This window comes from Ideonella sp. (genome assembly GCF_041918995.1).
GTDB lineage: Bacteria > Pseudomonadota > Gammaproteobacteria > Burkholderiales > Burkholderiaceae_C > Ideonella.
The window spans coordinates 87432-113374 of the sequence record NZ_JAYRUN010000001.1; the positions used below are offsets into that span (position 1 = coordinate 87432).

At 72.6% G+C, this 25943-nt stretch carries 23 protein-coding genes and 1 riboswitch; of the genes, 8 read left to right on the top strand and 15 right to left on the bottom strand.

Annotation, left to right across the window (positions count from 1 at the left end; all coding sequences use genetic code 11):
- Positions 1–72 precede the first annotated feature (72 nt).
- The 10 genes from ACE3UN_RS00435 to ACE3UN_RS00480 form a co-directional block, all read right to left on the bottom strand.
- The gene (locus tag ACE3UN_RS00435; protein ID WP_374672924.1) at positions 73–2805 is read right to left on the bottom strand and encodes an ATP-binding protein; all 2733 of its coding nucleotides are present in this window, start codon (positions 2803–2805) and stop codon (positions 73–75) included.
- 140 nt (positions 2806–2945) lie between these two features.
- Positions 2946–3149: a hypothetical protein gene (locus tag ACE3UN_RS00440; protein ID WP_374672925.1), complete on the bottom strand. Its 204-nt coding sequence runs from the start codon at positions 3147–3149 to the stop codon at positions 2946–2948.
- 23 nt (positions 3150–3172) lie between these two features.
- A complete protein-coding gene (gene ligD / locus ACE3UN_RS00445) occupies positions 3173–5686 on the bottom strand; it encodes a DNA ligase D (RefSeq protein WP_374672926.1) in 2514 nt (837 codons plus the stop codon).
- Positions 5687–5704: 18 nt separating this feature from the next.
- On the bottom strand, positions 5705–6592 hold the full coding sequence (locus ACE3UN_RS00450) for a Ku protein (protein WP_374672927.1): 888 nt from the start codon (positions 6590–6592) through the stop codon (positions 5705–5707).
- Positions 6593–6656: 64 nt separating this feature from the next.
- On the bottom strand, positions 6657–7748 hold the full coding sequence (locus tag ACE3UN_RS00455) for a lysylphosphatidylglycerol synthase domain-containing protein (protein ID WP_374672928.1): 1092 nt from the start codon (positions 7746–7748) through the stop codon (positions 6657–6659).
- Positions 7738–8988 (bottom strand): cardiolipin synthase ClsB, encoded by a 1251-nt coding sequence (gene clsB / locus ACE3UN_RS00460; protein WP_374672929.1) that lies wholly within the window; start codon positions 8986–8988, stop codon positions 7738–7740. Before clsB ends, ACE3UN_RS00455 begins: the two co-directional genes overlap by 11 nt.
- The gene (locus tag ACE3UN_RS00465) at positions 8985–9758 is read right to left on the bottom strand and encodes an endonuclease/exonuclease/phosphatase family protein (protein ID WP_374672930.1); all 774 of its coding nucleotides are present in this window, start codon (positions 9756–9758) and stop codon (positions 8985–8987) included. The genes clsB and ACE3UN_RS00465 overlap by 4 nt, the downstream gene beginning before the upstream one ends.
- A 97-nt stretch (positions 9759–9855) precedes the next feature.
- Positions 9856–10653: an alpha/beta hydrolase family protein gene (locus tag ACE3UN_RS00470; RefSeq protein ID WP_374672931.1), complete on the bottom strand. Its 798-nt coding sequence runs from the start codon at positions 10651–10653 to the stop codon at positions 9856–9858.
- Positions 10640–11824 carry a DUF3182 family protein gene (locus ACE3UN_RS00475; RefSeq protein WP_374672932.1) on the bottom strand — a complete coding sequence of 395 codons (1185 nt, stop codon included), beginning with the start codon at positions 11822–11824 and terminating at the stop codon, positions 10640–10642. Before ACE3UN_RS00475 ends, ACE3UN_RS00470 begins: the two co-directional genes overlap by 14 nt.
- A 51-nt stretch (positions 11825–11875) precedes the next feature.
- Complete coding sequence (locus ACE3UN_RS00480; protein WP_374672933.1) at positions 11876–12970, bottom strand: mechanosensitive ion channel family protein; 1095 nt, start codon at positions 12968–12970, stop codon at positions 11876–11878.
- A 349-nt stretch (positions 12971–13319) separates the two neighbouring features.
- Between ACE3UN_RS00480 and ACE3UN_RS00485 the strand changes: the two genes are divergently transcribed.
- The 6 genes from ACE3UN_RS00485 to ACE3UN_RS00510 all read left to right on the top strand — a co-directional run bounded on the left by ACE3UN_RS00485 (position 13320) and on the right by ACE3UN_RS00510 (position 18217).
- A complete protein-coding gene (locus ACE3UN_RS00485) occupies positions 13320–13988 on the top strand; it encodes an energy transducer TonB (protein WP_374672934.1) in 669 nt (222 codons plus the stop codon).
- Positions 13989–14095: 107 nt separating this feature from the next.
- Positions 14096–14956 (top strand): MotA/TolQ/ExbB proton channel family protein, encoded by an 861-nt coding sequence (locus ACE3UN_RS00490; protein ID WP_374672935.1) that lies wholly within the window; start codon positions 14096–14098, stop codon positions 14954–14956.
- Between the two features lie 96 nt (positions 14957–15052).
- Positions 15053–15481 (top strand): ExbD/TolR family protein, encoded by a 429-nt coding sequence (locus ACE3UN_RS00495; protein WP_374672936.1) that lies wholly within the window; start codon positions 15053–15055, stop codon positions 15479–15481.
- 15 nt (positions 15482–15496) lie between these two features.
- Entirely contained in the window at positions 15497–15922 is a 426-nt protein-coding gene (locus tag ACE3UN_RS00500; protein WP_374672937.1) for an ExbD/TolR family protein, read from the top strand.
- Between the two features lie 118 nt (positions 15923–16040).
- Complete coding sequence (locus ACE3UN_RS00505) at positions 16041–17249, top strand: hypothetical protein (protein WP_374672938.1); 1209 nt, start codon at positions 16041–16043, stop codon at positions 17247–17249.
- Positions 17246–18217, top strand: coding sequence for an MBL fold metallo-hydrolase (locus ACE3UN_RS00510; protein WP_374672939.1), 972 nt, complete (start codon positions 17246–17248; stop codon positions 18215–18217). The genes ACE3UN_RS00505 and ACE3UN_RS00510 overlap by 4 nt, the downstream gene beginning before the upstream one ends.
- Position 18218: 1 nt before the next feature.
- Here ACE3UN_RS00510 and eda read toward each other — a convergent pair whose 3' ends face one another.
- From eda to ACE3UN_RS00525, 3 genes are all read right to left on the bottom strand, one after another.
- The gene (eda, locus tag ACE3UN_RS00515) at positions 18219–18851 is read right to left on the bottom strand and encodes a bifunctional 4-hydroxy-2-oxoglutarate aldolase/2-dehydro-3-deoxy-phosphogluconate aldolase (RefSeq protein ID WP_374672940.1); all 633 of its coding nucleotides are present in this window, start codon (positions 18849–18851) and stop codon (positions 18219–18221) included.
- Between the two features lie 8 nt (positions 18852–18859).
- The gene (gene edd / locus ACE3UN_RS00520; protein WP_374672941.1) at positions 18860–20683 is read right to left on the bottom strand and encodes a phosphogluconate dehydratase; all 1824 of its coding nucleotides are present in this window, start codon (positions 20681–20683) and stop codon (positions 18860–18862) included.
- A 110-nt stretch (positions 20684–20793) separates the two neighbouring features.
- Complete coding sequence (locus ACE3UN_RS00525; protein ID WP_374672942.1) at positions 20794–21411, bottom strand: NTP transferase domain-containing protein; 618 nt, start codon at positions 21409–21411, stop codon at positions 20794–20796.
- A 145-nt stretch (positions 21412–21556) separates the two neighbouring features.
- Here ACE3UN_RS00525 and pdxH point away from each other — a divergent pair, with 145 nt between their 5' ends.
- The gene (gene pdxH, locus ACE3UN_RS00530; protein WP_374672943.1) at positions 21557–22192 is read left to right on the top strand and encodes a pyridoxamine 5'-phosphate oxidase; all 636 of its coding nucleotides are present in this window, start codon (positions 21557–21559) and stop codon (positions 22190–22192) included.
- A 10-nt stretch (positions 22193–22202) separates the two neighbouring features.
- Here the strand turns inward: pdxH and msrA are convergent, their stop codons facing one another.
- Positions 22203–22787 carry a peptide-methionine (S)-S-oxide reductase MsrA gene (gene msrA, locus ACE3UN_RS00535; protein WP_374672944.1) on the bottom strand — a complete coding sequence of 195 codons (585 nt, stop codon included), beginning with the start codon at positions 22785–22787 and terminating at the stop codon, positions 22203–22205.
- Positions 22788–23033: 246 nt separating this feature from the next.
- Positions 23034–24584: a UbiD family decarboxylase domain-containing protein gene (locus ACE3UN_RS00540; protein WP_374672945.1), complete on the bottom strand. Its 1551-nt coding sequence runs from the start codon at positions 24582–24584 to the stop codon at positions 23034–23036.
- 274 nt (positions 24585–24858) lie between these two features.
- Between ACE3UN_RS00540 and ACE3UN_RS00545 the strand changes: the two genes are divergently transcribed.
- Positions 24859–25770 carry a transglycosylase SLT domain-containing protein gene (locus ACE3UN_RS00545; RefSeq protein WP_374672946.1) on the top strand — a complete coding sequence of 304 codons (912 nt, stop codon included), beginning with the start codon at positions 24859–24861 and terminating at the stop codon, positions 25768–25770.
- 21 nt (positions 25771–25791) lie between these two features.
- A riboswitch (ZMP/ZTP riboswitch) is annotated at positions 25792–25913 on the top strand.
- The last annotated feature ends 30 nt before the right edge of the window (positions 25914–25943 follow it).

Sequence of the window (25943 nt, forward strand, 5' to 3'; positions counted from 1 at the left end):
GCGGCGTCCCGGCACGCCGCGAAAACGTGGGGGAGCAAGTGGCAATCAGCGTGCCCGAGCCGCGCGCCGTGCCTACCCGAAGAGGTGGGCGAGCTGGCTGGGGTCCACCGGTTTGGTGAGGTGGTGGTTGAACCCGGAGGCCATGGCACGCTGGCGGTCCGCCTCCTGGCCCCACCCGGTGATGGCGATCAGCACCGGCCGCTCGCCGCCCGGCTGGGCGCGGATCTCGCGGGCGAGCTCGTAGCCGTTGCGCCCCGGCATGCCGATGTCGAACAGGCACACATCGGGGTCGAACTCGCGCCAGCGCTGCAGCGCCTCGGTGCCGTCGAAGGACAGGCAGGTGTCGTGGCCCTCCAGCCGCAGCAGTGCCGCCAGGCTGTCCGCCGCGTCGCGGTTGTCGTCCGCGATGAGCACGCGGCGCGGCCGCACCGGCGCGCCGGTGGCGGCGGACGGCGACGGCGCGGCCGGGGCCCCGGGGGCGCCCACCGGCAGGCGGACCGTGAACGTGCTGCCCTGACCGTGGCCGGCGCTGTGCACCTGGATGGTTCCACCGTGCAGCTCGACCAGCCCCTTGGACAACGCCAGCCCGATGCCCAGGCCCGCGCTGCCACGGTCGCCCCCGGCATGCAGCTGGGAGAACATGCGGAACACCTCCGGCAGCGAGGACTCGGCGATGCCGATGCCGTCGTCGCTGACCTGCAGGACGACCTCCTGGCCCTCCTGCCGGCCCGCCAGGCGGATGTGCCCGCCACGGTCGGTGTACTTGGCGGCGTTGGTCAGCAGGTTGGCCAGCACCTGGGCCACGCGCAGCGGGTCCGCCAGGAAGTGCACGGGCGCGGCGGGCAGGTCCACGGCCAGGTGGTGGCCGGCGGCGTCGATGGCGGGCCGGGCCGTTTCCACGGCGGAGGCCACCACCGCCGCCAGCTCGGTGGGCGCCCGGCGCAGCGAGAGCACGCCGCGGGTGATGCGCGACACGTCCAGCAGGTCGTCGAGCAGCAGCGCCATGTGGCGCACCTGCCGGTCGATGACCTGGTGGCTCCAGCGCTTCTGGGCGTCGGTGGCCTGCGGCGCGGTGGCCAGCAGCGCCGCCTGCCGGATCGGCGCGAGCGGGTTGCGCAGTTCGTGGGCCAGCGTGGCCAGGAACTCGTCCTTGCGGCGGTCGGCCTCGCGCAGGACCCGCTCGTGGCGCTTGCGGTCGGTGATGTCGTTGAACCAGACGGCCACCGCCTCGCGCATGGGCGAGGCGATGCAGTGCAGCCAGCCGTCCTCCCCATGGACGCGCGACGGCATCTCGAATTCGCGCGGGCGGCGCTGCTGCGCCACGGCCACGTACGCCTGGAAGGCCTGCTCGCCCGGCGTCGGGCCCAGCGGGGCGTCCCGCAGGCTGCGGCCGAGCAGGTCCTCCGGCCGGATCTGCAGCGCCTCGCCCGCCGCCCGGTTGAGGTAGTCCCAGCGGAAGTCGACCACCTCCCCGCCGCCGTCGCGCACGGGCACCAGCAGCGCGAAGGGCACCGCCGAGCTCTCGAGCACGGCCAGGAAGCGCCCCTGGGACTCCTCCAGCGCCGCCTGGGCCCGCGCGCGCTCGGTGAAGACCGCGGCCTTGCGGGCGCAGATGTCGGCCAGCGCCTGCTCACGTTCGCTCGGCGCGCGCGGCTCGGCCAGGTGCACGGTGATGGCCCCCATGACCACGCCGTCCTGGCTGATGAGCGGCGTGGCGTGCACGGCGCGGAAACCCTGCGCCCGCGCGAACGCGCGGAACGGCTCGCAGGCCGGGTCGGTGTCCATGTCGACGATGACCACACGCTCGCCGCCGCGGCTGGCGCGGCCGCAGGCGCCGTCCTGCACGGTGCGACGCGCCAGCGCCTGTCGCGTCGTTTCGTCCACGCCGCAGGCGGCCTGCAGCAGCATGCCGCGGCCATCGGGCTCGACCAGCGACAGCAGGCCCTGCTGCGCACCATGCAACTGCACCAGCGTCTCCAGGATCATCTGCAGCTGGTCCGGCAGGGCATGGGCGTCGAGCAGCCGGCTGCTCAGGTCGTGCAGGCGGTTCAGGTCCGCCACCTGCTGGCTCAGCTCCGCCTGGGCCTGGGCCAGCCGGGACTCCACCATCTTGCGCTCGGTGATGTCCACGCAGGCACCGCGCAGCCGCACCGCCCGGTCCTCCACCCACACCACGTGCACGCGCAGCAGCAGCCACAGGGGCTGGCTGCCGGCCTGCTCCAGGCGCAGTTCGCGCTCGTACCCGCGCGATCGCGCGCGAAACTTCTGCAGCAGGGTGCGCCGGCTCTCGGCCACCAGCTCGGGCGGCACATGGGAGAGCCACTCGTCCAGGGGCATGGCGGTGGACGACACGGGCAGGTTCACCGCCCGCGCCAGCGCCGGCGACACGTAGGCCGTGCGCGATGCCAGATCCAGGTCGAACACGCCGATGCCCGTGCCCTGGATGGCCATCACCAGCCGCTCCTCGGCCTCGGTGGCCCGCTCGGCCACGCGCCGCACCGAAGCGCCGAACTCCACCAGCAGGACCGCGCCGCCGGCGAAGAGCAGCAGCGCCAGGCGGTCAGCCGCGTCGCTGACCTCCAGCTGCCCCACCGGTGCCAGCCAGAACACGCCACTGACCAGCCCGGCCAGCAGGGGCAGCCAGCCGGGGCCGCGCCCGCCCAGCGCGGCGGCCAGCGCCACGGCGGGCAGGAAGAAGACGAAGGGCACGCGCTCCTGCAGCCAGGGCTGCAGCAGCCACTGGCACAGGGCGGCCAACGCGCTCAAGGCCACCGCCAGGGTGTAGCGCCGCCACGGCGAGGACACGAAAAGGCGACCAGGCTTCAACGGCCCGCTCCGGGTGCGTGAAAGGAGGCGCAAGGGTAGCGCAGGGGCGCGAGTGCGGCGCACGCCCCTGCCGCCCCGCGGCGCAGACGGCGCGCGACGCCCGGCCCGCACGCCGGCGCTCAGGAGGCCCGGGTCGCCGCTGCACCGCGCAGGCGGTGCAGGGTGGCGGTGGCCCAGGCGCGCGCCAGCCACTCGTCGGCCCGTCGGTCGCGGGCGCCGGGAGGCGGCGCGCGATCGTCCGCCGGGCGCTCTTCGTCGGGCGGCGTGCCCCCGTAGAACCAGCGGCGCACGCCGTCGTCGGCATCGTGGTCGTGGTCAGCCATGGCAGTCGTGCTCCTCCTCGTCCTCAGGAGCGCGGGGCAAGTTTGAGTCCCAGGGCCCGCAGCGCAGGCGTCAGGCTCTGGCGCGCCTCGGCCTGGCCCTGCCAGGGGTCCTCGCGCCGGAACGACAGGTGGTCGCGGGCGGTGTGCACCGTCCAGTGCGCGCCGCTGCGCAGCTCACCGAGCTGCTCCCAGGCCACGGGCATGGACACGCCCATGCCGGGACGCGCCCGGGCGGAGAACGGCGCCACCGTCGTCGCCCGCTCGCCGTTGCGCAGGTAGTCCACGAAGATGCGGCCCACCCGGTTGGACGGGCCGCTCTTGGCCACGAACCGGTCCGGCAGCGTGCGCGCCAGGTGCTCCACGATGGCCTTGGACACCTGCTTGGTCTCGTCCAGCGTCCAGCGCACCGCCAGCGGCACCACCACATGCAGCCCCTTGCCGCCGCTGGTCTTGAGCCAGGCGGCCAGCGAGAGCTCCTGCAGGAGCGCGCGCACCAGCAGGGCGGCCTCCTGTACCTGGGCGAAAGGCACGCCCTCGCCGGGGTCCAGGTCGAACACCATGCGGTCGGCCTTGTGGGGGTTGCGCAGCCGGGCATTGCCCGTGTGGAGCTCGATCACGTTCAGCTGCGCGGCCGCCAGCAGCGCCGCGCGGCTGCCGATGCGCACCGGCGCGTCCGGGTCCTCGTCGGCGGGGTCGTGGCGCTGGAAGAACAGCTGCCCGCCGATGCCCTGCGGCCCGCGCACCTGGGCGACCGCGCGGTCCTTCAGGTGTGGCAGCAGCCAGTCGGCCACGCTGTCGTAGTAGCGCACGAGGTCCAGCTTGGTGGTCCCGGTGCTGGGGTCGATCACGCGCTCGGGGTGGGACACCTTCAGGGTGGAGGCGTCGGCCGGTTCCGTCCGCGCCGCCTTCCCGCGTGCGCGGGCCGCGGCCGGCGCCACCGCCTTCTCCCGGATGATGGCGCGCGGCGCCTTGTCGGCGCGCAGGCCGACGAAGGCGGCATGGCGCACCTGCCCGGCCGGTGTCCAGCTGCCGAAGGCGACTTCGGCCAGGCAGGCCGGCTTCACCCAGTGCGGGGCGGCACCGGGCCCGCGCCGCCAGCGCGTGCTGCCCTCCACCGTGCCGTCGAAGGGCGAGCGGTCGGTCTCGAGCGCGGCCAGGCGCTCGCGCAGCGCGCGGCCCTGGGCCGCGTCCCAGCCCGTGCCCACGCGGCCCACCGACTGCAGCCGCCCCTGCTCGTCGTGCACCCCCAGCAGCAGGGCCCCCACCTCGCCGGGGTGGCCCTCGCGGTCGGTGAAACCGCCGATCACGAACTCCTGCCGCTGCTGGCACTTGAGCTTGAGCCAGGCCGTGCCGCGGCCCGAGCGGTACGGGGCATCGGCCTGCTTGGCGATCACGCCCTCCAGCCGCAGGCGGCAGGCCGCCGCCAGCACGGTCGCGGCGTCCGCCCCGGCGTCCACGCTGAAGCGCACGTGGTCGGTCTCGCGTCCGGCCAGCAGGGTGCGCAGGCGCTCGCGCCGGGTGCGCAGCGGCTCGTCGCGCAGGTCCCGGCCGTCGTGGTACAGCAGGTCGAACACGTAGTAGGTGAGCTGGCGCGTGGCCCGCCGGTCGAAGGCGTTCTGCAGGGCGTTGAAGTCCGGCACGCCATCGTCGTCCAGCACCACCACCTCGCCGTCCAGCCAGGCATCGCCCAGTTTCAGCGCCGCCAGCTCCCGGGCCAGCGCCGGCATGCGCTCGGTCCAGTCATGGCCCTGGCGGGTGATGAGCCGCGGGGTGTGGCCCTGCACGCGCGTGAGGATGCGGTAGCCGTCGAACTTGATCTCGTACACCCATTCCCCGCTTGGCGGCGCGGCGCTGGACAGCGTGGCCAGCTGCGGCTCGATGGCCTTGGGCAGGGCCGCCCGTCGACCCTCGGGGCCGTCCTGCGCGCGCTCGTCCGGCGCCGCCTCGAGGTGCAGCACGCTGTCCGGCGCGGCGGACACCACGTCGTAGTCGGCATGCGCTCGGGCATGTTCGTCGCGGCGCTTGATCAGCAGCCAGCTGGACTTCGGTCCGACCGCCGCCTGCCGGCCGCCCAGGCGCACCAGCTCCCAGGCCCCGTGCAGCTTGTGCCCATGCAGCCGAAAGGACAGCTTCCCCTTGGCCAGGCCCTCGTGCGGGTCGTCCACCGGCTCCCAACGCCCCCGGTCCCAGACGATCACCTCGCCGGCGCCATAGTGCCCCTCGGGAATGGTGCCCTCGAAGTCGGCGTAGCTGAGCGGGTGGTCCTCGGTCTGCACCGCCATGCGCTTGTCGACGGGGTCGAGGCTGGGCCCCTTGGGCACCGCCCAGGAGACCAGCACGCCGTCCAGCTCCAGACGGAAGTCGTAGTGCAGCCGGGTTGCGTCGTGCTTCTGCACCACGAAGCTCAAGGGCCCGCCCGCCCGTGGCCGTCGGGCCGCCTTCGGCTCGGGCGTGCCGCGGAAGTCGCGCTTGGCGCGGTAGGTGGCCAGGCGCTCGGAGGGGGTCTGCGCACGCGGGCTGGACGATCGGCTCGGCATGGTCGGCGGCTTTCGTCCTCAGGCGCGCTTGCGGCTGGCGCCGCTGGCGGGCCGGCGCGTGGCCTTGCGGGGCGCCGCCTCGGCGCCCTCCTCGTCGTCGGCCGACGCGCCGCCGCGCTTGCCCAGGCTGCGCTTGAGCAGCTCCGTCAGGTCCACCACGTTGCCGGCGCGGGGGGCGGCGCCCTCCTCCATCGGCTCCACGCGGTGGGTCTTGCCCGATTCCACCCGCTGCTCGATGAGCAGCTCGATGGCGCGCGTGAACTGGTCGTCGTAGCGCTCCACCTTGAACGGCTCGGTCATGTCCTCGATGAGCTGGCGGGCCATCTTCAGCTCGCCCTCCTTGAGACCGGCGCCCGCCCGGCCCTCCGCCGGCAGCTTGAGCTCGTTCCAGGGCCGGATCTCCTCGGCCCAGCGCAGGGTGTTCACCACCAGGGCCGGGCCGGCAGGCACCAGCGCGCACAGGTGCTCCTTGGTGTGCATCACCACGCGCGCGATGGCGATCACGCCGGCTTCCAGCATGGCCTCGCGCAGCAGGCTGTAGGCCTTCTCGCCCTTGGCCTGCGGCTCCAGGTAGTACGGCGCCTCCAGGTGGACGAAGGGCACCTCCGCGGCCTGGACGAAGCTCTCGATGGCGATCGTCTGCGTGGTCTTGGGATAGGCCTCCTTGATCTCGTCCTCGCTGAGCAGCACGTAGTCGCCCCCGGGCACCTTCACGCCCTTGACGATGTGCTCCTTGTCGATCTCCTTGCCGGTGCGCTTGTTCACGCGCTTGTAGCCCACCGGGTCCATGGTGCGCTTGTCCAGCCAGTCGAAGTCGATGCCGCTCTGCCGCGACGCGGGGTAGAGCGCCACCGGGATGTGCACCAGGCCGAAGCTGATGGCGCCTTTCCAGATCACGCGGGGCATGGGGGTCTCCTGCGCACGCCGTGGTGCGTGGCTCCAGTGTGGGCAGGGCGCGGCGCGGACGGCGTCAGAGGGGTGGGCGAGGCGCTGTAGGACGCGGTGAAGCGCCGGCCGGCGCCCGTTGCGCCGCGCCCGCACCGCGCCGGTCCACCCACAGGAACAGCGGCAGCGCCACGCCCAGGGGCACCACGTAGTACAGGGCGCGGAACGCGAGCAGCGCACCCAGCAGCGGGCCCTGGGCCACCTGGCCCTGCAGCATGGCGATGAACACCGCTTCCAGCACCCCCAGGCCGCCCGGTACATGCGTGACCACGCCCGCCACGGCCGACAGCAGCAAGGCCCCCAGCACCGCGGCGTAGCCCACCTGGCCGCCGAGCAGGGCCCAGCAGACGCCCGCGGTGCTGGCCCAGTGCAGGCCCGACAGGACGAACTGGCCCAGCGCGGCCCGGGCGGGGGGCAGCGAGATGGCGTGGTCACGCCAGTGCAAGGTGCGCGCCTGGCCCGGGGGCCGCACGCACGCCACGAGGTACGCCGCGCAGCCCGCCAGCATCAGCCCGCCCACGCCGCGCAGCACACCGCTGCCCGCCCGGGCGATCTCGCCCCACTCCGGCGGCAGCGCGGGCGGCTGCCACAGCAGCAGGCCGCCCAGCAGGGCGACGTAGCCGATCCAGTTGGTCACCAGGCTGGCGGCGAGCAGGCGCGTGGTGGTCTCCACCGGCAGCCCGAGGCGCCCGTAGAGCCGGTAGCGCATGGCCACGCCGCCCACCAGCGCACCCAGGCTCAGCTTCACGGCGAAGGTGACGAAGCCCACCGCCAGCAGCCAGCGGCGGCCGAGCCGGATGCCGGCGTCGGCGACGCGCTCGGGCGTCATGGCCCGGCCGAGCAGCTCGTAGGACGCGAACGCCGCGTAGGCCAGCGCCACGCCCCCCGCGGCGATCCACAGCCACCCCACGGGCAGCGCCCGCAGGGCCTGCACCGCGCCGGCCCAGTCCAGGCCGCGGCCCAGGTGCACCAGCAGCGCCGCCGTGACGAGCAGGAACACCGCCCACGCGACACGGCGCGCCCGGGGCCACCACGCCGGGCGGTGCCAGCGGTGCGGGCGCTGGTGCTGGCGCTGCTGACGGTGGCGCCGGGCGAGCGCGCCGGCGTCAGCGCCCACGGCCGGCCCCTTCGGCCGGACGCGCATGCACATCGGCCCCCGAATGCGGCCGCAGCAGCGCCAGCGTGGGCGCGTGGGTAGGCAGCCGGCTGGCCCAGACCGGGAAGCGGCGCAGGAAGTGGAACACCACGAAGCCACGCAGCTGCGTCCACCACGACGGCACTGCCGGCAGGTCGGGCGCCTGCACCTCGCGGCAGGCGTGCTCGATCAGCGCATCCAGCCGGCCGCGCAGCTCGCGCGCGAAGGTGCGGTCGCGCAGCACCAGGTTGGCTTCCAGGTTGAGCGACAGGCTGAGCGGGTCGAGGTTGCTGGACCCCACCGTGGCCCACTCGTCGTCCACCACCGCCACCTTGCCGTGCAGCGGTCGCTCGCAGTACTCGTAGATGCGCACGCCCGCGCGCTGCAGGTGCTCGTACAGCAGGCTGGCGGCCGTGCGGGCCAGGGGCACGTCGGGCTCGCCCTGGAGGATGAGGCGCACATCCACGCCGCGCTGCGCCGCCCGGCGCAGGTCGCGCAGCAGGCGGTAGCCCGGGAAGAAGTACGCGTTCGCGATGACCACCTGCCGGCGTGCGCGGCGGATGGCCAGCCGGTAGAAGCGTTCGATGTCGCTGCGGTGCTGCAGGTTGTCGCGCTGCACGAAGGTGGCCTCGGCCGGGCCCACCGCGTCCACGGCCGGCTGGCCGCGCCGCGCCCAGGCGGCCCGCGGCCAGCCGGGCATCACCACGCACGCGGGCGTGGCCAGGGCGGCGCGGGTGAACCGGTGGATGTCGCGCACCACGGGCCCCTCCACCTGCACCGCGTAGTCCTGCTTGGCCTCGGGGCCGAAATCGGCCAGGTGGTCGGCCGAGAAGTTGATGCCGCCCACGAAGGCCAGCTCACCGTCCACCACCACGAGCTTGCGGTGCATGCGCCGCAGCACGTTGAAGCGCACCCCGAAGACCCGCACCGAGGGGTCGAAGGTGCGCACCCGCACCCCGGCCTGCGTGAGCGCCGCCACGAAGTCGCCCGTCAGGTCGGCCGAGCCGAAGCCATCCACCAGCAGGTCCACCTGCACGCCGCGGCGGGCGGCGGCCAGCAGCGCTTCGTGCAGGGCATGGCCCACCTTGTCCTCGAAGAGGATGAAGGTCTCGATGATGACCTCGCGGCGGGCGCGCCCGATGGCCTCGAAGACCGCGGGGAAGTACGCCTCGCCGTTCTCCAGCAGCTGCACACGGTTGCCCGACCACCAGCGGCGCTTCACAGCAGCACCTCCGCCGCCAGGGGCGCATGGTCCGACAGGTGCGACCACGGCGAGCGCGGCAGCAGCACGGGGCGGTGGTCGCGCACATGGCGCACGTAGATGCGGTCCAGCCGCAGCACCGGCCACCGGGCCGGGAAGGTGCGCGCCGGGCGCCCCTGCGCCTTGACGAAGACCTCTTCCAGGCCGGCACAGGCATCCAGCACCCGGTGCGCGCGGTCGCGCCAGTCGTTGAAGTCGCCTGCCACCACCACCGGCACGCCGGCCGGGATCTCGTGGTTCACCACACGGCAGATCTGCCGCAGCTGGTGCGTGCGGTGCGTCTCCAGCAGGCCGAGGTGCACGCTGACCGCATGCACCGGCGCCGGCAGGCCCGGCACCCCGATCAGGCAGTGCAGCAGCCCGCGCGCCTCGTCCCGGTCGAGCGAGACGTCGTGGTTGCGCTCGGCCACGATGGGGTACTTCGACAGCACGGCGTTGCCGTGGTGCCCCCCCTGGTAGACGGCGTTGCGCCCGTAGGCGAACTGCGGCCAGATCTCGTCGGCCAGGAACTCGTGGTGTGGCGCGGCCGACCAGCCGCTGCCGTGCGCCCGGTGGGGCAGGTACTCGCCCTGCACCTCCTGCAGGAACACCAGGTCGGCGTTCACGTTGCGCACGGCGTCGCGAAGCTCGGGGAGCACGAATCGCCGGTTCATGAGGGTGAAGCCCTTGTGGGTGTTGACCGTGAGGACGCGCAGCTTGATCGGGGCATCCGGTCGGGTCGCTGTCGCCATGCCCTCCGTTGTAGGTGGCACACCGCGACGGCGCTGTAGGAATCCGCCGGCAGGCGCTGCCGGCCGGGGCCGCGCACTGCGCCGCCGGCACGGCGGCTCAGCCGGGGGGGGACTCGGGCAGCAGCACGCCCTCGCGCACCGGGGGCACACGGGTGCCGCGCCGGGCACCGGCCAGCATTTCCTTCAGCCAGCCCACCAGCACGTCGGTGTAGGCGCGCTGGTCGGCCTCGGCGGTCAGCCCATGGTCGGCGCCGGCCAGCACGCGGTAGGTCAGCGAGCGTGCATGGGTGGCGGCCTCGCGGTAGCTGGTCAGAACCGCGCGGGGGATGATGTGGTCCTGCTCCGACTCGATGAGCATCACGTCGCCCTCGAAGTCCTGCACCGCCCGCAGCGCCCGGTTCTCGCTGGCGAGCACCAGGCGCTGGCGGTAGGTGCCCAGGTCCTGGTCCTTGTGCAGCTGCAGCTTGGGGCTGTCCCAGCCGGAGTCGATGTAGAGGGCCGGGGCACGCAGCGCCAGCCAGTTCACCTGACGCAAGGTGGTGAGGATGGCCGCGAGGTAGCCGCCGTAGCTGCTGCCGACCACGGCGATGGCGCCGGGGTCCACGTGGCGACGCCGCGCCAGGCTGTCGTAGGCGGCGAGCACGTCTTCCAGGTTGTCGGCCCGGGACACGGTCTCGAACTGGCCCCGCGTCTGTGCGTGGCCGCGCAGGTCGAAGGTCAGGCAGACGCAGCCGAGCGCGGCCACGTCCCGCGCCCGCGACAGGTACTGCCCCTGGCTGCCCCCCCAGCCGTGCACGAAGAGCACGCCGGGGATCAGGGTGCCCGGCGACACCACGGTGGCGGCCAGCTCGATGTCGCCGACGGCAATGCGTGCAGGTTCCTCAAGCGTCGACATCCCGGCTCACCGTGACGTGCTTGACCAGCCGGCCGCCATGCGCATCCGGGCCGTCGTACAGCAGCCAGGCGCCCGGCGGCAGGGTGATGGTGTCGGTATCGGGGCCGATGTAGGTCTCGCAGGTGCTGGCGCGCACCCGGCGCAGGCCCGGGTCGCGGTGCAGCGCATGCAGCGCGGCGATCTCCGCGCCGCTGGCCCCGCCGATGCGCCAGGACTGCTCGAGCACGCCACACCACGCGCGCCCGGCGTCGTCCACGCCTTCGGCGATGTCGTAGTTGCAGCGCGAGGCCATCGTGCCGGGATAGGCCGCCATCACGGCGTCGTGGAACACCCTCGCCCGCTCCACGGCGCGGCGCACCGCGTCCTCGGCGGCGTCTTCCAGCAGGGCGTCGAACCCGCCGCGCACCACACGCAGGGTGGAGCCGCCGTACACCTCGACGCCGCGGTGGTTGGTGGTCAGCACCTGCGTGCCGTGGTAGCTGGCCAGGTGCGGCCCCACCCGCGCCTGTCCGACGCTGTGCGTGACCACCCGTCGCAGGTTGCGCTCCAGCACCAGCCCGGCACGCGCGATGCGCGACTCGCCCAGCGCCAGCAAATGGGTGTCGAGCTCGTCCAGGTTGTGCACCACCCACTGCCCCAGCCCGCCGACGCCGGCCGGGTCCTTCAGCCGCAGCGAGCCGCCGACGAGCAGGCGCCGCGCGGCCTCCCGCGCATCCGCCGGCGTGAACACCGACCAGCCGGGCAGCGTGGCGCCCTGGATGCGCTCTCGCCATTCGGCGTCGGTGCACCAGCCCGCCGGGGCATCCGCCTCGGGCCGCACCAGCGGGTGCGACACCAGCTTGGTGGCCACGAACGCGTGCGGCACCACCCCACCGAAGAAGTCCTCGGGCCCCCGGATGCCCAGGCGCCGCGCGTCTTCCAGCGAGGTGAGCGTGTCGCTCGGCACCAGGTACAGCGGGCGGTCGGACGGCACGGCCGCCTCCACCACGCCGGCGTAGTCCAGGCCCAGCAGCTCGGCCAGCGATTCGGCGACCCGGGCCTTGGCCGCGGCATCGTGGTCCAGCGGCCCCTCGCGGCCGTTGTTGCGCAGGAACCCCACGCGGGTGCGGTCCGCCGGGGTGGCCCAGGGCCCGAGCTCGGGCGCCAGGGGAAGGGACAGGGCGTTCAGCATGTCGGTCTCCATCTAGGGGCTAGGGCAATATCCGGGCCGCTGCGGGCGCGATCAGGGGCGGACGGCGGGCGCGAAGGCACCGGGCAGCCCCAGCACCGTGCGGGGCACGCCGAACCGCACGCCCGCGGCCTGCAGGCGGCGAATGAGGTCGAGCAGGATGTCCTGCTGCCGGTCCATGTGCAGCGTGTAGTCCGGGCTCTGCACCGTGTACACCGCCTCGTACTCGAGGGCACCTTCTCCCAGGGCCATCAGGTGGGCCCGGTCGAAGCGCACGTCCTGCCGCGCGTCCACCACCTCCCGGACCATCGCCGGGATCTCGCGCGCGAGCTGGGCCGGCGTGTCCAGCGCCACGGCGAACTTGAACGCGATGCGCCGGGTCTGCTGGCGCTTGTAGTTGCTGACCACGTTCTTCAGCAGGTCCGCGTTGGCGATCACCAGCTGCTCCCCGCCCAGTGCGCGGATGCGCGTGGTCTTCAGCCCGACGCGCTCCACGGTGCCCGACAGGCCGTTGACGGCGATCGCGTCACCCACCTCGAACGGCTTGTCCATGGCGATCGACAGCGAGGCGAACAGGTCACCCAGCACGTTCTGCACCGCCAGCGCCACCGCGACGCCGCCGATGCCCAGGCTGGCCACCATGGCGGTGATGTCCATGCCCATGTTCGACAGCACCGCGAGCACCACGGTGGTCCACAGCACCACGCGCAGGCCCCACGACAGCAGCGTCGCGCTGGCACCCGACTGCGCCAGGTGCGCATGGCTGGCCAGGTGGCGCGTGAGCAGCAGCGACAACGCACGGCTCAGCCACAGCGCGAGCTGCACCACCAGGGCGACGAACCAGGCCTGGGCGAGCACGGTCTCGCCGCGCACCGACCACGTCAGGCACTGCGCGCCGGCGAGCAGGGCCAGCACGGCCAGCAGCCACGAGCGCGTGCCCTGCAGCGCCTGCACCGCCACGTCGTCGGCGCCATGGCGCGTGCGGTCCGCCAGGCGGGCCAACTGCCGCAGCGCGAAGGCGACGCCGCCTCGCAGCACAATGAACACGCCCGCCGCCACGGCGGCCGCCAGCAGCCAGCGCGACAGCGGCTGGCCCGCCCAGTCGAGTGCGCTCGCCCGGTCCCAGGCATCGGTGAGTCTCATACCCATGCGGCCAGCGTATCGGCGGGCCGGGTCCGGCCGCTGTCGGGTCAGGGCCCGGCGCGGTGTAGGAAAGCTCCGCGGGCCCCGGCCGCCCTGCCAGCGGCACCCGCGACCCGGGAACGAGAATTGCGTAGGGGTTGCCCGAGGCAGTGAAAGCTTTCAGAAAGCCTTGGCAACACTCGGTCACGAGGGCGAATCGGCTCATTCCGTTCGGCGGAACGGCCGCTTCGGCCGAGAATCATTAGGGTGAAGCCTATGTGGAAAGCAAATTACACCGAGCTATAGTTCTCGGTTCAACGGCCCATGAGGCCGCGTATGGACAAGACAGCGCCCTCAAGGCGACTGGAGGATTCGAGTGGACTACGCAGAAGCGCAGCGCAACCCCGGCAAGCATCCTGTGGGGCTGGGCGTTGTCATCGTGCTGCACGTGCTGCTGGGCTATGCGCTGGTCAGCGGTTTGGCTCGCAAGGTGGTCGAGGTGGTGAAAGCCCCGATCGAGACCAAGATCATCGAGGAGATCAAACCTCCGCCGCCCCCACCGCCGGAGAACCTGCCGCCGCCGCCGAAGAACCTGCCCCCGCCGCCGGCCTTCGTGCCGCCGCCGGAGGTCAACGTCAACCCGCCGCCCACGCCGCAGCCGCAGATCACCACCACCCAGGTGATGCCGCCGCCGGCGCCCGCCGCGCCGGTGGTGACCGCGCCGCCCGCGCCCCCGGCCCCGGCCGTGTCGCGTGCCCGCGCCGCCCAGATCGACGTGGGCTCCTGCGACAAGCCGGAGTATCCGCAGAAGGCGCGGCAGGCCGAAGCCACCGGCGTCACCAAGATCCGCTTCTCCATCGATGAAGCCGGGCAGGTGATCAAGGCGGAGATCACCAAGTCCTCGGGCAGCTCGCGTGAGCACCGCATGCTGGACAAGGCCGCGGTGGACGCCCTGAGCGCCTGCCGCTTCCGCCCCGGCACCGACGAGAACGGCAAGCCGGTGGGCGCCTTCTCCAACGTCGAGTACGCCTGGAACCTCGAATAAGCCGCGCCCCGACCCGGCCACCGCGGCCGTCCCCTTTCAACAAACCGGCGCAGCACGCCGAGCACCCTCACCGCTGCGCCGACCGCCCCTTGCCCCCTGGAGGAACCATGTCCTTTCTGAAACTCGTGCGCGCCCCCTTCCTGGCCGCCAGCATCGCCCTGCTGGGCACCGTCGCCCTGGCTCCCGCCGGTGCCTTCGCCCAGGACACCGCGGCGTCCGCGCCCGCCGCCGATGCGGCACCGGCCGCCGCCCCGGCTGCCGAGCCGGCCGTGCCGGCCGCGGGCATCCAGCCCGAGGTGAAGAAGGAAGAGATCGACAACCCCTACGGCCTGAAGGCCCTGTGGGAGCACGGCGGCTGGGTCGACCGCATCACCCTGGTCATCATGCTGATCATGTCCATGGGCAGCTGGTACATCATCTTCACGAAGGTGTGGGAACAGCACAAGCTGCTCAAGAGCGCCTCCGCCGCCTCCCAGTCCTTCTGGACGGCCGGCTCGGTGAAGAAGGGTGCCGAGACGCTGGAAGAAGCCAGCGCCTTCCGCTACATCGCCGAGCAGGGCCTGAAGGCGGCTGACCACCACGAAGGCACGCTGACCGAGCAGATCGATCGCCACACCTGGGTGGGCATGAGCGTGCAGCGCTCGGTGGACAACATCAACAGCCGCCTGCAGGACGGCCTGGCCTTCCTGGCCACCGTCGGCTCCACCGCCCCCTTCGTCGGCCTGTTCGGTACCGTCTGGGGCATCTACAACGCCCTGACCGCCATCGGCGTGTCGGGCCAGGCCTCGATCGACAAGGTGGCCGGCCCCGTGGGCGCCGCCCTGATCATGACCGCCGTCGGCCTGGCCGTCGCGGTGCCTGCGGTGATGGGCTACAACTGGCTGATCCGCCGCAACAAGGTGGCCATGGAACGCGTGCGCGCCTTCTCCGCCGACCTGCACAACGTGCTGCTGGCGGGCAAGCGCTGAGAGCCTGACACGGTGCCGGGCCGGCCCACGAGGCCGTCCGCCCGGCACCCGAGCGCCGCCTGAGCGGCGCCCCAGCGAACGAGCGAAGGAACAGCCATGGCCATGAGCGTTGGCACGCCGGACGACGGCGACGAACAGATGAACTCCTCCATCAACACCACGCCCCTGGTGGACGTGATGCTGGTGCTGCTGATCATCTTCCTGATCACGGTCCCCGTGGTCACCCAGTCGGTGCAGCTGAGCCTGCCCAAGGAGATCAACGTCCCCACCCAGACCAAGCCGGAGAACATCCTGCTGGCCGTGACGAAGGACGGCGATGTCTACTGGAACACCAAGCGCATGTCGGACAACGAGGCCCTGGTCGAGGCACTGAAGAAGGAGGCGGTCAAGGAGCCGCAGCCCGAGGTGCACATCCGGGGGGACGAGAACGTGCGCTACGAGTCGGTCGGCCGCCTGATCGTCGCCTGCCAGCGCGCAGGCATCGCCAAGGTCGGTTTCATCACCGAACCGCCCGCGAAGAACTGAGAAAGGAAACCGACCATGGGAATGAGCGTTGGCTCCGCCGCCGAAGACGACGTGATGGTCGAGATGAACACCACGCCGCTCATCGACGTGATGCTCGTGCTGCTGATCATGTTCATCATCACCATTCCGGTGCAGACGCACGCGGTGAAGATGAACATGCCGGTCAACTCGAACAACCCGCCGCCGCCCAAGCCGCCCGAGATCGTCCGCATCGACGTGGACTTCGACGGCGCCATCACCTGGAACGGCGAGCTGGTGACCAGCCGCGGCGACCTGCAGGCCCGCCTGTACCGCACCGGCCAGCTGCCCGACCAGCCCGAGGTGCACCTGCGGCCCAACAAGCTGGTCACGTACAAGCACGTGGCCATGGTGATGGCCGAGGCGCAGCGCCTGGGCGTCACCAAGATCGGCATCGTCGGCAACGAGCAGTTCATGAACTGACGCGCCCTGCCGCACGTGTCTTGCCGGGGATCGGCCGTCATCGGTTCGATCCCCGTTTGCGTTGGAGAGGCCTTGCGGCCCCCTGCCCCCTCACCCAGACCCCGTCCGGAACCCACCCATGAAACACCTGCGTGCCCTCACCGTGGCTCTCGTCGCCGCCGGCTGCCTGAGCCTGGCCCAGGCGCAGAGCGTCCGTCCTGAAATCGGCAAGCCGCTGCAGCAGGCCGGCGAGTTGCTGCGCGCCGGCAAGGGCCGCGAGGCCCTGGCCAAGGTGCGCGAGGCCGAGGCGGTGGGCGGCAAGTCGGCCCATGAGCAGTTCCTGGTCGACCGCATGAAGGGCTCGGCCGCCCAGCGCGCCGGCGACAACGCCACCGCCGCGCAGGCCTTCGAGGCGGCGTTCGCCAGCGGCAAGCTCAGTGGTGCGGAGCAGGCCCAGGTGGCCGAATCGCTGGCCTTCGCCTATTCGCAGACGGGCAACAACGCCAAGGCCCAGCAGTGGGTGAGCAAAGCGCAGTCGCTCGGCGCCAACAGCGCTTCGCTCAAGCAGCTGCAGAGCTACCTGCAGTCGCAGAGCGGCGACTATGGCGCCATCGCCAAGGACGCCGCTGCGGCGGTGTCCGCCGCCGAGCAGGCCGGACGCCGTCCCGACGAGGGCGACCTGCTGCGCCTGGCCGACGCCTACCAGCGCCTCAACAACAGCGCGGCCCAGATCGCCACGCTGGAGAAGCTGGTGGCCCACTACCCCAAGAAGGACTACTGGGCCGCGCTGCTGGGCCGGCTGCCGCGCAAGGCCGGCTTCTCCGACCGCTTCGCGCTGGACGTGATGCGCCTGAAGCTCGCCACCGGCAACCTCGCCAAGACCGACGAGTACATGGAGATGGCCCAGCTCGCGCTGCAGGCCGGCTATGCCGCCGAGGGCAAGGCCATCGTGGACAAGGGCTTCGCCGCCGGCGCGCTGGGTACCGGCGCCGAAGCCGAGCGCCACAAGCGCCTGCAGGCCCTGGCCGTGAAGCAGGACGCCGAGGTGCGTGCGGGCCTCGACAAGGAGATCGCCTCGGCCAAGGCCGAGCGCACGGGCGACGCGCTCGTCCAGGTGGGCACGGTCGCCGTCAGCCTGGGCCGGGCCGAGCAAGGCGCCGACCTGATCCAGCAAGGCATCACCAAGGGCGGCCTGAAGCGCCCGGAGGACGCCAAGCTGCGCCTGGGCCAGGCCCTGATGCAATCGCCGAAGACGCGCGCCAAGGGCGTGCAGGTGCTGCGCAGCGTGCAGGGCACGGACGGTGCGGCCGACGTGGCACGCCTGAGCGCCGTCGCGCTGGCGCAGTGAGCGCCTCCGCGCCCGAGTGGCTGGAGACGCTGGGCCATGGCGTCCATGCCATCGACACCGGCTTCCAGCGCGCACGCTTCGACGCGGCCTACCTGGTGGTCGACGGTGGCCGCGCGGCCTTCATCGACACCGGCACCCGCCACGCCCTGCCCCGCCTGATCGGGGCCCTGTCCGCCGTCGGTCTGGGGGTGGACGCGGTGGACTGGGTGATTCCCACCCATGTGCACCTGGACCATGCGGGCGGCGTGGGCCCGCTGATGCAGGCCCTGCCGCACGCCACGCTGCTGGTGCATCCGCGGGGCGCGCGCCACATGATCGACCCCAGCGCCCTGTACCAGGGTGCCCTGGCCGTGTACGGCCAGGCCGAGATGGACCGCGCCTACGGTGAACTGGTGGGCGTGGACGCCGCCCGCGTGCGCACCAGCGAGGACGGCATGCGCGTGCCGCTGGGCGGCCGCCAGCTGGAGCTCATCGACACACCGGGCCATGCCCTGCACCACCATTGCATCTGGGACCCGGTGTCGCAGGGCTGGTTCACCGGTGACACCTTCGGGCTCTCGTACCGCGAGTTCGACACGGCCGACGGTCGGGCCTGGATCCAGCCGACGACGACGCCGGTACAGTTCCAGCCGGCCGCGTTGCGCCAGTCCATCGAGCGGCTGCTCGGGCGAGCCCCGGCCTGCATGTACCTCACCCATTACGGTCGGGTGCGGGACGTGCCGGCGCTGGGGACCCAGCTGCTGCACCTGCTGGACGAGGTGGTCGCCCTGGGGCGGACGCTCGCGCCGATGGCGGACACCGCGGCGCGCCACACGGCGCTCAGCGAGGGCCTGCGCCAGCTCTACCGCCGCAGCCTGCGCGCCCACGGTTGCGCGCTCGCCGATGCCCACATCGACGAGCTGCTGGCGCTCGACGTGGAACTCAACGCCCAGGGCATGTGCGTGTGGCTGGACCGCGAGGCGCGCTGACTCAGGCCGCCGGGCGCGGCAGGGCGGCCGCCTCGGCCGCCAGGCGCCTCACGCGGTCCCAGTCGCCGGCCCGGATGGCATCGGCCGGCGTCAGCCACGAGCCGCCGCACACGCTGACGTTCGGCAGGGCCAGGAACTGCGGCGCGCTCTCCCGCGTGATGCCGCCGGTGGGGCAGAACAGCACATCCGGAAACGGGCCGGCCAGCGACTTCAGCATCGGCACGCCGCCCGCCGCCACCGCCGGGAAGAACTTCAGGAACGACAGTCCCTCGTCCTGGGCGGCCATCACTTCACTGGCGGTCGCCACGCCGGGCAACAGCGGCAGGCCGATCCCGCGGCACGCGGCGCCGAGCGCGGCCGTGTAGCCGGGGCTCACGGCGAAGGCGGCGCCGGCATCGCGGGCAGCGCGCGCGTCCTCCGCCGTGCGCACCGTGCCGGCGCCGACGATGGCGCCGGGCACCTCGCGCACCATGGCCGCGATGGCCGCCAGCGCCGCCGGGGTGCGCAGGGTGACCTCCAGCACCTTCACGCCGCCGGCCACCAGCGCACGTGCCAACGGCACGGCATCGTCGACACGGTCGACCACGATGACGGGAATGACCGGGCCGTGCGCGGCCAGTTCGCGGGTGTCCATGGGATTCCTCACAACCACGTGCAGGCGCCCTGCTCTGCACTCGTGACATGCCGGCGCATGCCGGCGAACAGCTCGCGCCCCAGGCCATGGGCATGGGCCTCGGCCGATGCTTCGCTGCGCCGCGCCAGCGGACGGCGCGCCCACTCGTCGGCCGGCACCAGGGCCTCCAGCACGCCGGCGCGCGCGTCGAGGCGGATCAGGTCGCCGTCGTGCACACGCGCCAGCGGCCCGTCGGCGAGCGCCTCGGGGCTCACATGGATGGCCGCCGGCACCTTGCCCGACGCCCCGCTCATGCGGCCGTCGGTCACCAGCGCGACGCGGAAGCCCTTGCCCTGCAGCACGGCCAGCGGCGGCGTGAGCTTGTGCAGCTCCGGCATGCCGTTGGCACGCGGGCCCTGGAAACGCACCACCACGACCACGTCACGGTCCAGCTCACCGGCCTGGAAGGCCGCGTGCAGGGCCTCCTGGCTGTCGAACACCCGGGCGGGTGCCTCGATCACATGGCGGTCCTCCGGCACGGCGGAGACCTTGATGACCGCCCGCCCGAGGTTGCCCTGCACGAGCGCGAGGCCGCCGGTTGGCGAGAAGGGCTCGCTGGCCGGACGCAGCACGCTGCGGTCGGTGGTGCCGGCGGGCAGCGCGCGCCACGTCAGGCGGCCCGCGTCCAGCGCCGGCTGTTCGGCATAACGCGGCATGCCGCCGCGGGCCGCCGCATGCGCATCGGCATGGAAGTAGCCGCCGTCCATCAGCTCGCGCAACACGAAGGCGGGGCCGCCCGCGGCCTGGAACTGGTTCACGTCCGCACTGCCGTTGGGGTACACGCGCGCCAGCAGGGGCACCACGGCCGACAGGTCGGAGAAGTCGTTCCAGTCGATCAGGATGCCGGCTGCGCGCGCGACCGCCACCCAGTGGATGAGGTGGTTGGTGGAGCCGCCGGTGGCCAGCAGCGCCACCATGGCGTTGACGATGCTGCGCTCGTCCACCAGGTGGCCGATGGGCAGGTCCCGCTGGCCGGCCCGCAGGCCCAGCACGGTCTCCACGGCCTCGTCGGTGAGCGCATCGCGCAGGGGCTCGTGCGGGTGGACGAACGCCGCGCCGGGCACATGCAGGCCCATGGCCTCCATCAGCATCTGGTTGGAGTTGGCCGTGCCGTAGAAGGTGCAGGTGCCCGGCGAGTGGTAGGCCGCCTGTTCGGCCTGCAGCAGCTCCGCGCGCCCCACCTGGCCCTGCGCCGCCAGCTCGCGCACACGCGCCTTCTCGCTGTTGGACAGGCCGGAGGACATCGGACCCGCCGGCACGAACACGCACGGCAGATGGCCGAAATGCAGCGCGCCGATGAGCAGGCCGGGGACGATCTTGTCGCAGATGCCCAGCAGCAGCACGCCATCGAAGACGTCGTGCGACAGCGCGATGGCGGTCGACATCGCGATGGTGTCACGCGAGAACAGGCTCAGCTCCATGCCGGGATAGCCTTGCGTGACGCCGTCGCACATGGCCGGCACGCCGCCGGCCACCTGCGCCGTGGCGCCCCGCCGCTGGGCGGCGGCGCGCAGACGTTCCGGATAGCTCTCGTAGGGCTGGTGCGCCGACAGCATGTCGTTGTAAGCCGTGACGATGCCCAGGTGCGGCGCCCGCTCCGCCACGATGCGCAGCTTGTCGGGCGCGGGCATCGCGGCGAACGCGTGGGCCACGTTGGCGCAGCCCATGCGGTCCGCCCCGCGCGGCCGCCGGCGCAAGGCGTCCACCTGCGCCAGGTACGCATTGCGGGTACCCCGGCTGCGCTCACGGATGCGGGCCGTGACGTCGGCCACGAGAGGGTGCAGGCTGGTCATGGGCAGCGGCACGGGCGACGGCGCCCGGAAGTAACTCGGGTTTCGATTATCAGGTAACCGGGTTACATGGTCAAACCGCGGCCACCTTGGCGTGGCCCCTCACGGGCAATTCACGCGCGCAGGCCGGTCGGCGGTGGCGGGCGCAGGCGGGCCAGCGCCGCGAGGCCGGCCGCCGTGTCGCTGTCGAACAGCACGCCTGCATCGTCGACATCCACCGCGTGGCCGGGAAAGCGCGCGAGCAGGCGCCGCGGCCCCTGGTCGGCGGGCAGGCGCACGAGCTCGGAGAAGAGCTCGGCCCCGAAGCCGATCGGATGGCCCTGGCGGCCGCGGTGCTGCGCATAGACGACCGACTGCAAGGCCAGGGCCTCGGCCACGCGCAGCAGGGTGGCGGGCTGCACCATGGGCATGTGCGCGGGCAGCAGGAGCCACCCGCCGGGCCCGGGCCGGGCCGCCACCCCGGCCGCCACCGCCTCGCCCAGGCGAGGCATGCCGGCGCAGGCATCGGCGAGCTCGACGATGTCGCGGCGCGCCACCTGGTCGGCCACGTCCGGCGAGAAGCGGGCCGTGGTGACCACCACCAGCGGCAACCCGGTGGCCAGCGCATTGCGCACCGTGGCCGCCAGCACGCTGCGCCCGTCCCACGGCTCGGCCAGGGGATGGCGGGTGCCGGTGGCGCCGGTGCCGCGCGCGACACCCAGCAGGATCAAGGTGGGCGGGGTGTGGGTCATTCGCTCGTGGGGCAGGTGGGCTCCCGGGCAACCGGCGTGCAGTGGAAGCGCATGGCTAGGATGGGTGCGAAGCGCGCCTGCCGACAGTCGGACGATCACCTAAGGCCTTGCCCGGGGTCCCACGGAGGCCGCCTACACTCCGGGGATGGACGACCTCGCTGCCCTGCGCAAGAGCTACGAACGTGCCGAGCTGGACGAATCCGCCTCGGCCGAAGATCCCCTGCAGCAGTTCTCCCGCTGGCTGCGCGAGGCGATCGACGCGCGCATCCCCGAACCCAATGCCATGACGGTGGCCACCGTCGGGCCCGACGGCCGGCCGTCCACCCGGGTGGTCCTGATCAAGGGCTTCGACGAGCGCGGCATCGTCTGGTACACCAACTACGGCAGCCGCAAGGGCCGCGAGCTGGCCACCCACCCGTTCGCCGCCCTGCAGTTCCACTGGGTGGAGCTGGAGCGCGTGGTCCGCATCGAAGGCGCGGTGGAGCGCACCAGCGCCGAGGAATCGGATGCCTACTTCCACTCGCGTCCGCTCGACTCCCGGCTGGGCGCCTGGGCCTCGCCGCAGAGCGAGGTGATCGCCTCACGCGGCGTGCTGGTGGCCAATGCCGCCCGGGCCGCCGCGCAGCACGGCCTGAAACCGCCGCGCCCGCCGCATTGGGGGGGCTTCCGGCTCGTCCCGGACGGCTGGGAGTTCTGGCAGGGGCGCAAGTCGCGCCTGCACGACCGGCTGCGCTACCGGCAGCAGGACGGCCGCTGGGTGCGGGAGCGGCTGGCCCCCTGACCCGGCCGCGTCAGCTGCGCTGCAGCTGGGCGAAGGTGCGCCGGAACTTGTCCACCTTCGGCGCGACCACGTAGGCGCAGTAACCCTGCTCGGGGTGGCTGGCGAAGTAGTGCCGGTGGTAGGCCTCCGCCGGCCAGTAGTTGTGTTCCGCGGCCAGCTCGGTGACCACCCGGCCGCCACAGGCGGCATTCACCTCGTCCATCACCTCTCGGGCGACGGCGGCCTGGCGCTCGTCGTGCACGTAGATGCCCGAGCGGTACTGCGGGCCGACGTCGTTGCCTTGGCGGTTCAGGGTGGTGGGGTCGTGCACGACGAAGAACACCTCGAGCAGCTGCCGCAGGCTCACCTGTGCCGGGTCGAACACCACGCGCACCACCTCCACATGGCCCGTATCGCCGCGACACACCTGCTCGTACGTGGGGGCGCGCACCTGGCCGTTGCTGTAGCCGGGCTCGACGTCAAGCACGCCCCGCACCTGCTCGTACACCGCCTCCAGGCACCAGAAGCAGCCGCCGCCCAGCGTGATGGTGTCGGAGTCGGTGTGGGTGTGGGTGTCGGTGTCGGTGGAGTCGGCAGCCGCGGCGCGGTCGGTCATGGAGGGTCTCTCTCCCGAAGCGGGTTCTGGAACGACGAAGCCCCTCCGGTCCCGCGAGGGTGGAGGGGCTTGTGAGCAGCGTGGCCGCTCGACGTGGCGCTCTGGCGGGAAGTGGGCCGGGGCGCCGTTGGCGCTGGAATTGCGCCTTGGGTGTTTGCCTCATCGAGGCGAAGCCAGTGTGCGCCGCCCGACGGCCTCGATCAAGCGCCTTTACACAGGCATCCAGTGGCCTGGACGCCGCGACGCTCAGCGCAGCAGCGCCTCGACCAGGCCCGCCATGCGGGACGACACGGCGGTGTCCATCTGGATGGTGCGGCCCCATTCCCGGGAGGTCTCGCCAGGCCACTTGTTGGTGGCGTCGAGCCCCATCTTGCCGCCCAGGCCGCTGACCGGCGAGGCGAAGTCCAGGTAGTCGATGGGCGTGTCGCCCACCAGCGTGGTGTCGCGCACCGGGTCCATGCGCGTGGTGATGGCCCACACCACCTCCTTCCAGTCGCGGATGTCCACGTCGTCATCGGTCACCACGATGAACTTCGTGTACATGAACTGGCGCAGGAAGCTCCACAGGCCGAACATCAACCGCTTGGCATGCCCGGGATAGCTCTTGCGGATGGCGATCACCGCCATGCGGTAGCTGCAGCCCTCGGGCGGCAGGTAGAAGTCGGTGATCTCGGGAAACTGCTTCTGCAGGATCGGCACGAACACCTCGTTCAACGCCACCCCGAGCACGGCCGGCTCGTCCGGCGGCTTGCCGGTGTAGGTCGAGTGGTAGATCGGATCGCGCCGGTGGGTGAGGCGGCTCACCTCGAACACCGGGAACCAGTCCTGTTCGTTGTAGTAGCCGGTGTGGTCGCCGAAGGGGCCTTCCAGGGCGTGCAGGTAGCCGCTCACCTCCTTGAGCGGCACCCCCAGCTCGCTGCGCCCCTCGAACCCCGCGGGTGCGGGCGGGATGTGGCCTTCGAGGATCAGTTCGGCGGTCGCCGGCACCTGCAGCTTCAGGTCACCCTCCCCCACGGCGCTGTCGGCCAGCTCCGTGCGGCCACCGCGCAGCAGGCCGGCGAATTGGTACTCCGACAGGGTGTCCGGCACGGGCGTCACCGCGCCCAGGGTGGTCGCCGGATCGGCGCCCACCGCCACCGCGATGGGAAAGGGCACGCCGGGGTTCAGCCTGGCGAAGTCGCGGAAGTCGAGCGCTCCGCCGCGGTGGGCCAGCCACCGCATGATCAGCCGGCGCCGGCCGATCACCTGCTGGCGGTAGATGCCCAGGTTCTGGCGCGTGCGCGGCCGCGGCGCCGTGCGCGGCCCCCGGGTGATCACGAGCCCCCAGGTGAGCAGCGGGCCGGCATCGCCCGGCCAGCAGTGCTGGATGGGCCAGCGCGACAGGTCCACCTCCGGCCCGGGCACCACCACCTCCTGGCACGCCGGATGCCCCACGCGCGCCGGCTTCATGTCCCACACCGCCTTGGCCATGTCCCACAGCTTGCCCGCCTCGCGCAGCGACGCCGGGGGCTCCGGTTCCTTCAGCGCCGCGAGCAACCGGCCCACGTCCCGCAGTTCCGACACGTCCTCGGCGCCCATGCCCAGCGCCACGCGCCGCGGCGTGCCGAACAGGTTGACCAGCGCGGTCTGGGTGAAGCCGGGCACGTTTTCCAGCAGCAGCGCCGGCCCGCCGGCACGCAGCACCTGGTCGGCCAGCGCCGTCATCTCGAGCTGCGGGGACACCGGGGCCGCCAGGCGACGCAGTTCTCCCCGGCCTTCCAGGCCGTGGATGAAATCACGGAGGTCGCGATACTTCATAATCAATGGTTATTAGAGCGGCAGCCCTTATCCTTGACCGGTTATTTCCAGCCTTCCTACAATGCGCCGCGATTGAGATCCGGGTTTACCCCCGCCGCCCTGGAGAGGCACTTCTGAACGGGTAGACGCCCCGCCCTGCCGCCGGCCACCGACCTTGCCTCGGTGCGTCTTTGCGAGGTGGCAGCCGATTATCGCCAGCCCCCGGCGTGGGGCCGGGCCCCCGAGGGGCCCGCCACGCCGTCCGTGCGCTGGCGCGAATGATGAAAGGATGGACATGACCGAGCCCCGTTGGTGGCTGCGCATGGCCCAGGCCGCCCGCCGCTCCGGCGGGATCTTCCTGCGTGACGTGGGCCAGGGCCTGCTCGACGTCAGCCACAACATGCTGGCCCTGGTGGGCCTGCTCGTCGTCGCCGTCGTGGTCTTCGCGGCCGGCCGCGCCGACCTGCGCCATGCGGTGGAGCAACGCGCACTGGACTGGCTGCAGCAGCGCCATGCACCGCGCATCGAGGAACTCGCCTTCGTGGCCGAGCCGGACGGCCCGGAATCGGCCGCGCTGGCCCAGGCGCTGGCGGCGGACCCGGCGGAGCTCAACCGCCAGCAGGCGGCCGTGGCCAGGTGGCTGTCGCGCCGCTACCGCGTGGCGCCCGAGCCGGTGGCGCGCCTGGTGCAGGAAGCCTGGGCCGTCGGCCAGCGGGCCAAGCTGGAGCCCACCCTGATCCTGGCCGTGATGGCCATCGAATCGCGTTTCAACCCCTTCGCGCAGAGCTCCGTGGGTGCCCAGGGCCTGATGCAGGTGATGACACGTGTGCACGACGACAAGTACGAGGTGTTCGGTGGCCGCCTGGCCGCCTTCGACCCCGTGACCAACCTGCGTGTCGGTGTGCAGGTGCTCAAGGAGTGCATCGCGCGCGCCGGCAGCCTGGAAGCTGGCCTCAAGTACTACGTGGGCAGCGCCAACGCGGCCGACGACGGCGGCTACGCGGCCAAGGTGCTGGCCGAGCACCGCCACCTGGCGCGCGTGGCCGCGGGCGAGTCCGTGCCGGTGTCCGCCCCCCTGGTGGTGCCCGAGGCCGCCGTGGCCGAGCGCACGGTGCCTGCCGCGCCCGGCAGCGCCGGCAGCGCGGCCGCAGCGCCCGACGCGGCGCCGCTGGCCGCGCCCGCGGAGAAGGTCGCCCTCGCCGGCTGAGCCGCCCCGGCCGGCTACACTAGCGCCACGCGCAACTGGCGATAAGGGCCCCTCCCCGCGAGGCGCCGCGAGGTGGATCACCACCGGGAAGCGCGAGGGCGGTCGAGACCGCCTGCTTCACGCCGTTCGCCTGGGCTGCCCGCCGCCGGTTCCGATGCCGGCCGGCGCGGGCC